This window comes from Streptosporangium sp. 'caverna', assembly GCF_003203775.1.
Lineage (GTDB): Bacteria > Actinomycetota > Actinomycetes > Streptosporangiales > Streptosporangiaceae > Streptosporangium > Streptosporangium subroseum.
Genome location: NZ_CP029711.1, coordinates 4,855,072 through 4,867,479 on the forward strand (window position 1 = coordinate 4,855,072; position 12,408 = coordinate 4,867,479).

At 68.9% G+C, this 12,408-nt stretch carries 12 protein-coding genes; 4 read left to right on the forward strand and 8 right to left on the reverse strand.

What is annotated here, in order from left to right:
- Positions 1-26: 26 nt before the first annotated feature.
- The 3 genes from DKM19_RS21385 to DKM19_RS21395 all read right to left on the reverse strand — a co-directional run bounded on the left by DKM19_RS21385 (position 27) and on the right by DKM19_RS21395 (position 1,638).
- Positions 27-344 (reverse strand): DUF952 domain-containing protein, encoded by a 318-nt coding sequence (locus DKM19_RS21385; RefSeq protein ID WP_110697767.1) that lies wholly within the window; start codon positions 342-344, stop codon positions 27-29.
- Between the two features lie 177 nt (positions 345-521).
- On the reverse strand, positions 522-1,121 hold the full coding sequence (locus DKM19_RS21390; protein WP_369989522.1) for a GNAT family N-acetyltransferase: 600 nt from the start codon (positions 1,119-1,121) through the stop codon (positions 522-524).
- A 190-nt stretch (positions 1,122-1,311) separates the two neighbouring features.
- Entirely contained in the window at positions 1,312-1,638 is a 327-nt protein-coding gene (locus DKM19_RS21395) for a multidrug efflux SMR transporter (protein WP_110697769.1), read from the reverse strand.
- Between the two features lie 188 nt (positions 1,639-1,826).
- Here DKM19_RS21395 and DKM19_RS21400 point away from each other — a divergent pair, with 188 nt between their 5' ends.
- Entirely contained in the window at positions 1,827-2,789 is a 963-nt protein-coding gene (locus DKM19_RS21400; protein ID WP_110697771.1) for a radical SAM protein, read from the forward strand.
- Positions 2,790-2,864: 75 nt separating this feature from the next.
- On the opposite strand, the gene DKM19_RS21405 is transcribed toward DKM19_RS21400, so the two are convergent.
- From DKM19_RS21405 to DKM19_RS21425, 4 genes are all read right to left on the reverse strand, one after another.
- Entirely contained in the window at positions 2,865-3,866 is a 1,002-nt protein-coding gene (locus tag DKM19_RS21405) for an Ig-like domain-containing protein (RefSeq protein WP_239514363.1), read from the reverse strand.
- Between the two features lie 602 nt (positions 3,867-4,468).
- Positions 4,469-5,527, reverse strand: coding sequence for a hypothetical protein (locus DKM19_RS21415; protein ID WP_162641654.1), 1,059 nt, complete (start codon positions 5,525-5,527; stop codon positions 4,469-4,471).
- A 324-nt stretch (positions 5,528-5,851) separates the two neighbouring features.
- Positions 5,852-8,068, reverse strand: coding sequence for an ATP-dependent RecD-like DNA helicase (locus tag DKM19_RS21420; RefSeq protein WP_110697779.1), 2,217 nt, complete (start codon positions 8,066-8,068; stop codon positions 5,852-5,854).
- A gap of 71 nt (positions 8,069-8,139) precedes the next feature.
- Positions 8,140-8,613, reverse strand: a complete 474-nt coding sequence (locus DKM19_RS21425; protein WP_110697781.1) for a GNAT family N-acetyltransferase — start codon at positions 8,611-8,613, stop codon at positions 8,140-8,142.
- Positions 8,614-8,989: 376 nt separating this feature from the next.
- Between DKM19_RS21425 and DKM19_RS21430 the strand changes: the two genes are divergently transcribed.
- Positions 8,990-9,412, forward strand: coding sequence for a hypothetical protein (locus tag DKM19_RS21430; protein WP_162641655.1), 423 nt, complete (start codon positions 8,990-8,992; stop codon positions 9,410-9,412).
- Positions 9,413-9,561: 149 nt separating this feature from the next.
- Positions 9,562-9,903: a VOC family protein gene (locus DKM19_RS21435; protein WP_110697785.1), complete on the forward strand. Its 342-nt coding sequence runs from the start codon at positions 9,562-9,564 to the stop codon at positions 9,901-9,903.
- Positions 9,904-9,927: 24 nt separating this feature from the next.
- Here the strand turns inward: DKM19_RS21435 and DKM19_RS21440 are convergent, their stop codons facing one another.
- A complete protein-coding gene (locus DKM19_RS21440) occupies positions 9,928-10,608 on the reverse strand; it encodes a methyltransferase (protein WP_204358914.1) in 681 nt (226 codons plus the stop codon).
- A gap of 224 nt (positions 10,609-10,832) precedes the next feature.
- On the opposite strand from DKM19_RS21440, the gene DKM19_RS21445 reads away from it, so the two are divergent.
- Entirely contained in the window at positions 10,833-12,383 is a 1,551-nt protein-coding gene (locus DKM19_RS21445) for a hypothetical protein (RefSeq protein WP_162641656.1), read from the forward strand.
- Positions 12,384-12,408: the final 25 nt, after the last annotated feature.

Sequence of the window (12,408 nt, forward strand, 5' to 3'; positions counted from 1 at the left end):
ACGTGCCGCGGAGCCGGGGTGGAGGCTCAGGGGGTCGCGAAGGGGGTCGCGGAGATCACCGCGGTGAGGGGAAGCGGCCCGTAGATGTGCGGGAAGGCCTCGGGTGAGTCGTCCGGGGTCTCCAGGCGTACGTCCAGCCCGGCGGGGTCGATGGTGAGAAGGACGAGCGGGTCGGTGACGTCCGCGTAGAAGCGCCGGGCGACCCCGTGGAGCTGGGCCTGGTCGGCGCAGGCGTGGATGAAGCCTTCTTGTTCGAGGGTGCGGCCGAGGGTGGAGACGCGGTACTCTCCCGCTGGGCGGGCGGCGTCCCAGTCGGCGGCCAGGGCCAGGTGAAGGATGTTCATCGTGGGTGCGGGGCACGCTTCCGCGAGTTCGGTCGCGGGCGCCAGGCCCCTCCTCCTGTTCTGCCGGGATGGATCGAGGGGGCGGAGCGGGACGGGGTCATGGAGTTGCAGTCGTCGCGCATCAGGTTAGCGCCGCGGGCGCGGGTGCGGATCGGCGGGCGGCCGGTGTTCGGCGGTTCAGCGGCGGGCGTGCCACTCTCGCTGCAGGATCGCGTAGACCAACTCGTCGGTCCATTCGCCCTTGACCATCTCGTTCTCCACCAGGTGGGCTTCGCGGCGCATTCCCAGGCGTTCCAGCACCCGGGCCGAGGCCTCGTTGCGGCCGTCCAGGCGGCCGGTGATCCGGCGCAGGTTCAGGCCGTCGAAGCCCAGTTCCAGCAGGGCCTGGCCCACTTCGGTGGCGTATCCCCTGCCGTGGTGGGCGGGGTGGAAGACGTAACCGATCTCTCCGCTGCGGTGCAGGCGGCTGTGCCAGGACAGCACGCCGTCGCCGATCAGTTCGCCGGTGGAGGCCAGCTCCACCGCCAGGCTCAGGGCCTGGCCCTCCTCCAGCAGGGCCGACTGGCCCATCCTGGTTTCGAGGACCTCGCGGACCTGCTCGGCGTCGCGGGGCCCCCAGTACAGGTAACGGCTCACCTCCGGCAGCGACTGGATGGCGTGTAGGGCGTCCAGGTCCGCCGGGGTGAAGGGGCGCAGGATCAGGCGGTCGGTGCGGATCGGGTAGGAAGGCTTCAGCACCCGGCCAGCGTAGATCAGCTCGAAGGTGGCGGGCCACACATTATCGCCCCGGATGCGAGCGAGGCTCGGCTTTCCCGGCCGGCTTCGGGTGCGTCCGTTCGTCGGATCGCTCCCGTTCACGGGCAGGGCGGCGGCGCGCAGAGCATGAGGGCCGCCGGTGAAGCCGCCGCCGGTGGCGCCGTCGCGAGCGGCGGCGAGATCGCGGTGAGCAGGAGGGGTCCGGGGCCGGTCAGTGGGCGCCGCCGGCCAGGTTGAGGACCATGACCCCGCCGATGATCAGGGCGATGCCGACGACCTTGGCCAGGTTGATCGTCTCGCCGAGGAACAGCACGCCGATCGCGGCGATGACGGCGGTGCCGGCGCCCGCCCACACCGCGTAGGCCGTACCGACCTCCATCTGCAGTTTCAGGGCGCGGGCGAGCAGGACGAACGCGGCGATGTAGCCGGCCACGACGACGATCGTCCATCCCTTGTGCGCGAAGCCGTCACTCAGCTTGAGCGCGGTGGTCGCCAGAACTTCGGCGAGGATCGCCCCTGCCAGAATCAGCCACGCCATGGAACACTCTCCGCAAACCGGTAGGGGTGCAGCAGTTTATCGGGTGTGACTTTTCGGCCTTCGAGTGGCTCATGCCGAGGTGGGCGCCGGGACGGCGCATCCGCCTCGTTGATCGCGCCGCCGCTCGCGACGGCGGTGCCGGGGCTCCGAGTTGCGGGCGGTGTCGAAAGCGTGTTCCACTGATCGGTATGCGATGGGACGCGCCTCCCCTGCTCGCCGCGCCGCCCGACGCCAGGCCGCGGATCGAGCGCTCCGCGGTGACCCGGGTCCACGGCGGGCTGACCTGTTATGAGGTCCAGGCGCGCACCGCGCTGGACCGTACCGCCGAGGGCTGGGCCGTCAGCCCCTACCGGGGGTGTGCCCAGGCCTGCCGCTACTGCGCGGTCCGTCGCGGCCACCGTTACCTGGGGCTGGACGCCGGGAGCGACTTCGACTCGCGGATCGTGGTGCGCACCAACATCGTGCGGCGGCTGCGTGCGGAGCTGACGTCCAAATGGGACGGCGAGCCCATCATCGTGGGGGTGGGCGGTGACTGCTACCAGGGCGTCGAGGACGTCTACCGGCTGATGCCGGGCATCGTCGCCGCGCTGCGCGAGGTGGGTGCGCCGTTCACCGTGCACACCAAGAGCCGGTTGATCCTGCGTGACGCCGATCTGCTGGCGGCGGCCCCGGGGGCGGGGGCGGTCATCTCCATCGCGTTCGTGGACGACAGGATCCGGCGGACCGTGGAGCCCGGCGCGCCGAGCGCGCAGAAACGCCTGGAGCTGGTGGCGGAGCTGAACGAGCGCGGGGTGCCGTGCGGGGTGGCGATGGCGCCGATCCTGCCGCTGCTCACCGACTCCCCCGACCAGCTCGCCGCCACCGTGCGCCGGGTGGCCGACGCCGGAGCGGTCAGTCTCACCCCGCACGTGCTGCGGCTTCCGCCCGGTGCCCGGGAGTGGTATCTCGCCTGGATCGGCGAGCACCATCCCGCTCTGGCCGCCCGCTACCTGGAGCTGTACGGCAAGAGCGCCGACGCCGATGCCGCCTACGTGGGCGGCATCACCGGCCAGGTCCTGCGGCTCGCCGCCCGCTACGGCATGAGCCCGACGCGGCCCGAGCAGCCCCTGCCGCTGGCGTTGCCCCCGCAGGCGCAGCTCACCCTCCTGTGAGGTCCTCCCCGGTTTTGGAAACCGGGGATTTCGGAGATGTCCGGTGAGGTGGGCGGGGGCGGGCCGTCGTGCGTGCTACGCCAGGGCGCTGCCCTTCTTCCACTGGGTGAACGACATCTGCCAGTAGCCCCAGCCGTTGTTCCACTCCATCTCGCGGTTGGTACCCGTGATGTTGATCACGTCGCCGCGCTGGACCTGGTCGTAGAACCACTTGGCCTGGTCGGGCCGGGAGTTGATGCAGCCGTGGCTGACGTTCTGGCGGCCCTGGGCCCAGACGTTGTTCAGCGCGTGCACGTACTCGCCGCTGTTGGAGAACCGGACCGCGTGGTTGATCATCAGGTCGTAGTAGCCGGGGTCGCCCTTCTTGCGGCCCGGGGAGATCATGCGCTCGGGGTTGGCCTTGCCCATCGCCAGGTGGACGCCGCTGGTGGTGGTGTACTCCCGGGTGCTGGCGTTGCCCGCGCTGATCAGCATGGTCTGCACGACCTTGCCGTCACGCTTGACGATCATCTTGTGCTTGCGGGTGTCGACCGTGGCGATCTGGGCGGCGCCGATCTGGATGACCTTCGTGAAGTCCTTCAGCCCGTACATGTCCTTGCCGCCCTGTACGCCGTTGAGGCGGGCGGTGAAGGTCACCTTCTGGTGGGGCTGCCAGTACTTGGCGGTCCGGTAGATCACGGTCGTGTCGTTGATCCATCGCCACGCGCCCTGGGCGGGCTTTTCCGACTCGACCTCCAGTGCCCCCTCCACCGCGGCCTTCTCGGCGATCGGCTGGTTGAAGACAACGATGATCGGCGCCCCCACGCCGACCTTCTCCCCCTTGATCGCCGGGGTCACGTCCGCCACCTCGAGCTCAAGCTTCGGCTTCAACGTCTTGAACGAGCTGTTGACGGTCGTTCCGTCCACCGTGGTCGCCGAGACGGTGTAGTCACTGGCGGGTCTCAAAGGAGCCTTGGACACCCACTTGGTTCGCAGGGCGTCGAAATCGCCGTCCACCGCCTGGCCGTCGCTTTCGACGGTGACTTCCTCAAGGGCACCGCTGGCCGCGGTGACGACGACCTTCTTGTCCGGGCGCACGGTCTTGCTGCCCCCGGCGGGGCTGATCTTTATTACCGGCGCGGCCGGCGTGCTCTGGGCCTCCGCGCCCGGATCGGCGCTGGAACCGCCCGAGCCGGGGGGTGCCGTGGCGGCCGCGCCCCCTGAACAGGCTGTGGCCAATGCGGTGACGACCGCCATGGCCGCGGCGGCCAGCGGTGTCCTCAAGCCTCGACTTTCCACGTTTAGCACAACCCTCTCCCCCACTACAGCAAAGCGCATTTAAAACACTAATAGGAGATGCGTAGTGAGTGCACATGGTTGCGCCCAGTTTGGTAACGTTTCGGACACTTCGTAAGGTCAATAACATGCCAACCGAGAGTCAAGGGAAGGGATGGTGCCCAGGTCGGCGGCCTGGAACGGAAAAAAGCGCCTTCATTGGGTTGCGCTGCGCACGTTGCCGCAGGTGGAGCGGACTTCGGCGACGCTGGTCGAGGCGGTGCGAGTGTTGATCGAGGTGACCGGCGAGCAGGCCGACATCGCTGCCGGGGGGCTCTGGGAGCGGAGCCGGTGGATGAGGCGTGGGCGGCGATCAGAGCCGTGAATGCTCATCTGTCGGTCGTAGCCGGTCGTGACCGACCGGGTCAGCAGTAGTACTCGGTGCTCCATCGCCGGGGGTTCTTCACCGAAGCGATGTCGCCGCCGCCGAGGCTCCAGATGTGATCGTAGGAGGCGTGGCCGACGACGGGTTTCCCGTTCTTGTCGACGGGGATGCGGTCGATGCAGTTGATGGGGGTGATCACGAAAGGGCGGTCATGGTCGGCGATGACCATGTGGCGGGGCTTCCCGCCGATGCGGTAGTCGATGCGAATCTTGAAGGTCACCGCATGCCGGGTGCCGATCGTGGAGATGTTCAGCGTGTCCTCAATGCCGTCCTTGACGGTCAGCGTGTTCTTCCGGAAGTACGGCTGGCCAGGCTTTGGGGGAATGCCGTCATCGCCGCCCACGGTGGTGCGAGCGCGAGGGGTGTGCTCGTCGAAGTCGAACATCATCTGGAAGGTCGACCCCCCGTCCTGCGGCGGGATGTTGATCCAGGTGCCGTTGTAGGGGGCGGTGCGATGCACCTCGACCGGATAGATGGCATCCACGTTGATCTTCTGGTGACGTTCGCCTTTCAGCGTCACCACGATGTTCATCTGCTTGGCGGGGGTGGCGGCTCCGGCGCCGCGGAGTTCGCGCATCAGATCGCTGAGGCCATACGACTCCTTGTTGTTGTTGGCATAGGTCCAGTTCTGGAGAAAGCTTCTCTGCTTGGCGGTCAGCTCCACGCCGGAGGGCAGGATCAGCTCATATCCGGGATCTTCATAGCGAATGCTGTATTCGATGTCCTCGGGGTCCTTGAACACGGCGCGCATCGTGTCCCGGGCTGCGGGAACATCGATGACGTCGGGGCCGAGCCCGGTGACAACGAGGAGGATGGCGGCCACGAGAACAGGGAAGCCGATGCCGAGGGCCCACGCTCCCGGGGACTTGAGCCAGCGCCGCGAGCGTGACGAGGGCGCCTCACCGGTGTCACTTGGTTCGGGTTGCCGCTGTGGCGGCGCCGGCGCCTGCCGAACTGGTTTGGGAGCCGATTTGTTCGCGCTCGCCTCAGGCGCAGCTGTCTTGGCGTTGGCACTCTTGGTACGGCGCTTGTTCGGCATCGGTAATCGTCCTGGGATCTGATGGGAAAGACAGTCAGATGGGCAGACCGGTCGAAGACCGTGCGGGTCCGGTCGCACGGGTTCGGAGGGTCATCATGCGCAGGCGCCGAACTCCTCTTCGCCGGGGAGACGGGGCACGACATGCCGGCCGGGTGCGGCCACGGGGCCCGGGAAGCCTCCACCAGCCATAGCCCCGCACTGTAGGAAAAATCAGCCGGTAACCACTCCAAAACCATCAAACCGTTACCAACACTCCCTCCACTGAGGGTGGCTGGAATACGGCAGGCCCCGGCTCTCCCTGTGGCCCCTTGCGGAGCACGGCCCTCAGGGTGAGCGAAGCCGGTGGGTGAGGCTGGTGTGGCGGCGCCCGGTGCTGCGGGTCCGTACCGCCTGCGCCAGCGCCCGGCGTGAACCGACGATCACGACGAGCTTCTTGGCCCGGGTGATCGCGGTGTAGAGCAGGTTGCGCTGCAGCATCATCCACGCGCTGGTGGCCAGCGGGATGACCACCGCCGGATACTCGCTGCCCTGGGAGCGGTGGATGGACACCGCGTAGGCGTGCGTGAGCTCGTCCAGCTCGTCGAAGGCGTAGTCGACGTTCTCGTCCTCGTCGGTCAGCACGGTCAGCTTGTGGTCGTCGGGCTTGATGTCGACCACCGTTCCCACGGTGCCGTTGAAGACCCCGGCCGCGCCCTTTTCGTAGTTGTTGCGCAGCTGGGTGACCTTGTCGCCGACCCGGAAGACCCGCCCGCCGTAGCGGCGCTCGGGCATCCCCTCCCTGGAGGGGGTCAGCGCCTCCTGCAGGGCGTTGTTGAGGTTGCCGGCCCCCGCGGCGCCCCGGTGCATCGGGGACAGCACCTGAACGTCCCGGCGCGGGTTGAGGCCGAACTTGCGCGGGATGCGGTTGGCGACCACGTCCACGGTCAGCGCCGCGATCTCCTCGGGCTCCTCGCACGGGAACAGGAAGAAGTCGGTCATGCCCTCCAGCGCCGGGGGCAGGCCGGTGTTGACCCGGTGGGCGTTGACGACCACCCCCGATTTCTGCGCCTGGCGGAAGATGTGGGTCAGCCGCACCCGGGGGATCTCCTCCTCGGCGGCCAGCAGGTCCCGCAATACCTCGCCCGCGCCGACCGAGGGCAGCTGGTCGACGTCTCCCACGAACAACAGGTGCGTGCCCGGGGCGACGGCCTTGACCAGCTTGTTGGCCAGCAGCAGGTCCAGCATCGAGGACTCGTCGACCACGACCAGGTCGGCGTCCAGGGGGTTGTCACGGTCGAAGGTGGCGTCCCCGCCGGGGCGCAGCTGCAGCAGCCGGTGCACGGTGGTGGCGTCGTGGCCGGTCAGCTCCGACAGGCGCTTGGCCGCCCTGCCGGTGGGCGCGGCCAGGATGACCTTGGCCTTCTTCGCGCGGGCGAGGGTGACGATGGAGCGCACGGTGAAGCTCTTGCCGCAGCCGGGGCCGCCGGTCAGCACCGAGACCTTCTCGCTCAGCGCCAGCCGTACGGCGTGAGCCTGCTCCTCGGCGAGCTCGGTGTTGGTCTGCCCGTGCAGCCATTTCAGGGCCACCTCCCAGTCCACGGTCGCGAAGGCGCCCAGCCGGTCGTGTGAGGAGTTCAGCAGGGAGCGCAACGCGCCCGCCAGCGACAGCTCGGCGCGGTGGAAGGGGACCAGGTAGACCGCCGGGACGATGGTGTCGCCGGCCGGGATCTCCTCGCGGACCACGCCCTCCTCGGCGACGAGCTCCTCCAGGCACTGGGCGGTCAGCTCGGCGGGGACCTCCAGGATCTTCACCGCGTCGCCGACGAGGTTGGGCGCGGGCAGGTAGCAGTGGCCGTCGTCGGCGGCCTGCGACAGGGTGTAGCGCAGACCCGCCTTGACCCGCTCGGGGCTGTCGTGGGGGATGCCGACGGCCTGGGCGATGGTGTCGGCGGTCTTGAAGCCGATGCCCCACACGTCGTCGGCCAGCCGGTACGGCTCGCTCCTGACGACCGTGATGGAGGCGTCGCCGTACTGCTTGAAGATCCGCACCGCGATCGAGGTGGACACCCCGACCCCCTGCAGGAAGATCATCACTTCTTTGATGATCTTCTGTTCCTCCCAGGCGACGCCGATCATCTTGGTCCGCTTGGGACCGAGCCCGGGGACCTCGACCAGTCGCCCGGGGGCGGTCTCGATGACCTCCAGGGTGTCGACGCCGAAGTGGTCGACGATCCGCTCGGCCATCTTCGGCCCGATGCCCTTGATCAGCCCGGAGCCGAGATAACGCTGGATGCCCTGGATGGTGGCGGGCAGCACGGTGGCGTAGGACCACACCTCGAACTGCTTGCCGTAGCGGGGATGGGAGGTCCACCGGCCGGTCAGCCGCAGCGACTCCCCCGGCTGGGCGCCCAGCAGCGGCCCGACCACGGTCAGCAGATCGCCGCCGGAGCGCTCGACGGCCACCCTGGCGATGGTGTAGCCGGTCTCCTCGTTGGCGTAGGTGATGCGCTCCAGAACGGCGTCCAGATGCGTACCGGAACCGCCGTGTTCCCCCTGCTGCACGCCACCTCCCTCACCCCGAATTCACTTGCGCAAGTCTAAGCCAGCGGCAGGCGGTGCGCCCCGGGTGATCGTCACCGTGCGCTGTCCGGTGCCCAGCGAAGGACCATATCGGGAAGATTCTCCATGTTCCGGCGGCCATCGCTGGTGTCGAGAACGGTGAAACCGTGGCGCTCGTAGAACGCGCGGGCGTCGGTGTTCTGCTGAAAGACGTGCAGGGACACCCCGTCGGGGCTGTGTCGCCTGACCTCGTCGAGCAGTCGGGTGCCGAGGCCCTGGCGTCGGACGTCCGGTCGCAGATAGAGGTGTTCGAGCATGTCACCCTCAAGGGCGGCATAGCCCAGGATCTCCGCATCGCGCACCGCCACCCACACGCGGCATGTCGTGAGCAGGACGTCCTCGGCCCATCGGGTGACCTGGTCGTGATCGCGCTTCTGCGGAGGCAGGTACGGCATGGTCGCCACCCGGGAGGTCATGTGGATACCAGCGATCACCGCCGCGTCCGCCGGGGCCGCGAGCCGGATCTCTACGTTGCCATCATCACTCACGGCGGGAACCTACCGGGCCCACCGGAGCGCAATCCAGCAGATAACCCGGTCAACCATCCCGTTGGTGAGGTGGAGGCCCCACGTTCTCGGCCGATGCAATGACCCCGTCCACGACATGGTTGACGTTGCCGTCCCAGCGCACACCTGACAGAAGATCTAGGAAACGACACTCGACCGAGAGTCATGGCGCGCGGGCCAGGGCTTGGTCGTCTTCGATGAAGGCGACTTAAGGCGCGTAAAAACGGGTTTATTCCTACCGTCCGATTGTCAACAAGGGGAGGATTTCTCTCCCCTGGGGAGAAAGGAGTCCTCCCCTCACGCAAACGGAGGGGCTTTCTCACTCTCCGTCCTTGTCATGGGGGGGTTCACTTGTTTCATGACCCCCAGCGATCTCACCCCGGCACTGGCAGCTGTACTCACCCGGACACACGAACGGTCTCCCGTGATGTCCGCCGTGCGCCGCGCGAAGGAACTGGCCGCCGAGCTGTCCATCGTCTACGGCATCTCGGCCGACGTCCACGAGCTCCGCTCCGGTAAAGCGGCGGTGAGCGTGTACTGCGGGCTGCTGGTCTACACCGACGGCGAGTCCTTCCGGTGGACCAGCCCGGCGCGCAGCCGTTCCGGCAGTACCCTGCTCACCTCCGCCACGCAGGTTTCCACGGCTGCCGAGCAGCTCGCCGGGCATTACAAGGTGCTGCTCGGCCGGGACGGCATCGACGTGCTGCACAGTGGGCTGCCCCTGCTGGGTGATGTTCTTCCCGTACACCTCCGCGAGGTGCTGGACGCGGCCCCGGTATGACGCCGGCGGAGGCCGCCCGGCAGGCCCACGCGCCGACCCGGCCGCCGGGCGGGGCCCGTGGCGTCGGCTTCCGGGCGGATGATTCCGTGCCCGGGAACGGCTGGATCTGCGGGGTCACGGGGACCGGGAGAAGTTCATATGATCGCGGCATGGCCCTCGACTTGTTCGCAGGAATTCCGGTCACCGAGTACGCGGCGGCCCTGGAGTGGTACGAACGGCTGCTGGGCTCCCCGCCGGCGTTCCTCCCGAACGACACGGAGGCCGTGTGGGAGCTCGCGGAACACCGGTACGTGTTCATCGAGCAGCGGCCCGGGCGTGCCGGCCACGCCCTGCACACGATCTTCGTCGACGACCTCGATGCGATCGTCGCGCAGATCACCGAGCGGGGACTCGACCCCGCGGAGCGGGAGACCTACTCCAACGGCGTGCGCAAGATCACCTACCGTGATCCCGACGGCAACGAGATCGGGTTCGGCGGCGCCCCGCTGTGACCGGCCCGGCCCGGAACCGATCTTCTAGGGTCGCCGGCCGACGGTGAGCATGCGGTTGGCGCCGCGCTGGAACTCATAGGGGACCTCGCGCACCTCACACACCAGCCCCTCGGCACGCAGGTCCGCCCGTAGCGCGTCAAGGAAGGCGACCGGCTCGGCGTCTCCCATCCGGACCAGCGGGAAGATCCTGACCTCGCCACGGCATACCCGGCTCATCTCCGCGATCGCCGCCCGGTGCCACTCCTGGCCGAACCGCCCGGTCCAGGTGAACAGCAGGTGCGAGCAGAGCACCAGGTCGACGCTTCTGTCGGCGAGCGGCAGGTACGGCAGGCCGGCGGCAAGGTAGGAGCCGGGCCGCCGGCGCAGGTCGGCGACGAACGCGCTCCCGGCGTTGAGGCGCATCTCCCGATGCCGCCGCGCCGAGCCGTACCACTCCCAGACGAACCGGTCGGCGTTCGCAGTGATCATCGCGGCGGCCTGCTCCAGGTCGAGTGGCAGGCGCTCGGCCAGGACGGCGGCGCCGCGCGCGTAGAGCGGGTCCGCCGCCAGCGCCCGCGCTCCCGCGGCGGCGGCCTCGGCGACGAAGCCGGAGGCGCCACCGCCGCAGTCGAGGATGACACCGCCCAGGTCATGGTCGTCGAGTGCGAACATCGCGCGATACTCGGCGAAGGAACGCGAGGTCATCAGCACGTCGGCGGAACTCATGATCTCCTCCTGCGTTTCCCGCATTTTCCCCTGCCGCCCCGCGCATGGCCAGGGCGTCCTGCCGCATCCCGCCTCGGCCGCGCTCCCGCACGACTCCGGGCGGCTTCAGGCTTCGGAGACCGTAGGAAGATCAAGGGCCTTCCCAGCGCCAGAACAAGAGGATATGAACGGTGTGCGCCGGATATGTCGGGGGCGGCATCGGACATTGCGACGGGGAGACCATCATGACCGTACGAGTGATCATCGAGGCTGTGGGCCGAACGGGGCTCTCGGCGGAACGGGTGCGCGAGGTGGCGGGGGCACATCCCGCCGTGCTCGCACACCTGCAGAGCGCCGACACCGCGAGTTTGATCGTCGGCGCCGCGGCGGCCCTCGGGCACGACCCGGACGAGCGGGCGCAGTTCCGGGCCAACGTGTTCGACCCGCTCTCCAACCGGGGGGTCGAGCTCCGCGGCACCCTGGACCGGCCCGAGGAGGCGCAGGTGCTGCCCAGCGCCTACCGCCCCAACCCGCAGGCGGAGGAGCTCCAGGCCGCCGCGGCCGTCCTGCGGGCCGACGAGCGCTTCCCCGCCGGAGACGACGTGCTGATCTACCAGCCGATGCCGCCCCTGGCCGACCTGGAGAACCCCGACGGCACCACCACCCGCCGCCCCACTCTCGGCGTCTACTCCCCCTCGGGCGAGGCCAAGCACCGGATCGTCGCCGTGGACGTCGCCGCGGGCAGCGTCGACTGGTCTCCGGCCGGGGTCAGCGTCCTGATGCATCCCGGCGACTGCGAGTCGCACCTGCCGGCCCCGGTGGAGAGCCTGCGCGACCGGGGCGGCCCCGACCAGGTACAGCTGCGCGTGATCGACGACGACACCGAGCTGTGGAGCATGATCGTGGTGCGGCCCCGCGCCTCGGCGCCCCAGAACCCCGGGGACGGCTCGGGGGTGGAGCTGCGGAACGTGCGTTACCGGGGCAGGATCGTCCTGCGCCAGGCCCACGTGCCGATCCTCAACGTCCAGTACGAGGAGGACGGCGAGACCTACCGCGACTGGCAGTACGAGGAGACCCGTTTCTCGGCGACCGGCAGCGACCCGGTGGGCTGGGGCTGGCGGATCTGCACCCAGCCGCCCCGCACCATCCTGGAGCGCCCCGACAACGACGCGGGCAACTTCCAGGGAGTGGCCTTCCACTACGCCGACGGCGAGCTGCGGATCGTCAGCGAGATCGCCGCCGGCTGGTACCGGTACGCCTCGGAATGGCGCCTGACCGACGGCGGCACGATCAAGCCCCGCTTCGGCTTCGCCGGGGTGCGCAACCCGCGCACCTGCATGCGCCACCGCCACCACGTCTACTGGCGCCTCGACTTCGACGTGGAAGGCTCCGCCAACGACGTGATCGAGCAGTTCAACGACACCGGCTCGGCCGTTCCCGAAGGGGTGCCGATCGTGCAGGAGGTCGCCCGCAAGCGGCGCGCGCCCGCCCGGTTCTGGCAGGTCACCGACAAGACCAGCGGGCGCGGATACCAGATCCACCCCGGCGAGCACGACAACACCACCGACCCGTACGGCGTCGCCGACCTGTGGTTCCTGCGCCACCACCCGGCCGAGCTCTACGACGGCAACTCCGGCACCAAGAACCAGGCCATGCTGAACCGTTTCGTCAACGGCGAGAGCGTCAGCGCCACCAACGTCGTCGTCTGGTACGCCGGGCATTTCCGGCACGACCAGAACGAGCCCGACCAGCACCAGGGACACATCGTCGGCCCCGACCTGATCCCCGTCTCCTGACCACGCCCGCTTTCCCCTGAGGGCC

Excerpts from the sequence above, each read along its gene's own strand:
- DKM19_RS21385 (WP_110697767.1), bottom strand. The coding sequence starts at position 344 with ATGAACATCCTTCACCTGGCCCTGGCCGCCGACTGGGACGCCGCCCGC.
- DKM19_RS21395 (WP_110697769.1), bottom strand. The coding sequence starts at position 1,638 with ATGGCGTGGCTGATTCTGGCAGGGGCGATCCTCGCCGAAGTTCTGGCG.
- DKM19_RS21400 (WP_110697771.1), top strand. The coding sequence starts at position 1,827 with ATGCGATGGGACGCGCCTCCCCTGCTCGCCGCGCCGCCCGACGCCAGG.
- DKM19_RS21415 (WP_162641654.1), bottom strand. The coding sequence starts at position 5,527 with ATGCCGAACAAGCGCCGTACCAAGAGTGCCAACGCCAAGACAGCTGCG.
- DKM19_RS21430 (WP_162641655.1), top strand. The coding sequence starts at position 8,990 with ATGACCCCCAGCGATCTCACCCCGGCACTGGCAGCTGTACTCACCCGG.
- DKM19_RS21435 (WP_110697785.1), top strand. The coding sequence starts at position 9,562 with ATGGCCCTCGACTTGTTCGCAGGAATTCCGGTCACCGAGTACGCGGCG.
- DKM19_RS21440 (WP_204358914.1), bottom strand. The coding sequence starts at position 10,608 with ATGAGTTCCGCCGACGTGCTGATGACCTCGCGTTCCTTCGCCGAGTAT.
- DKM19_RS21445 (WP_162641656.1), top strand. The coding sequence starts at position 10,833 with ATGACCGTACGAGTGATCATCGAGGCTGTGGGCCGAACGGGGCTCTCG.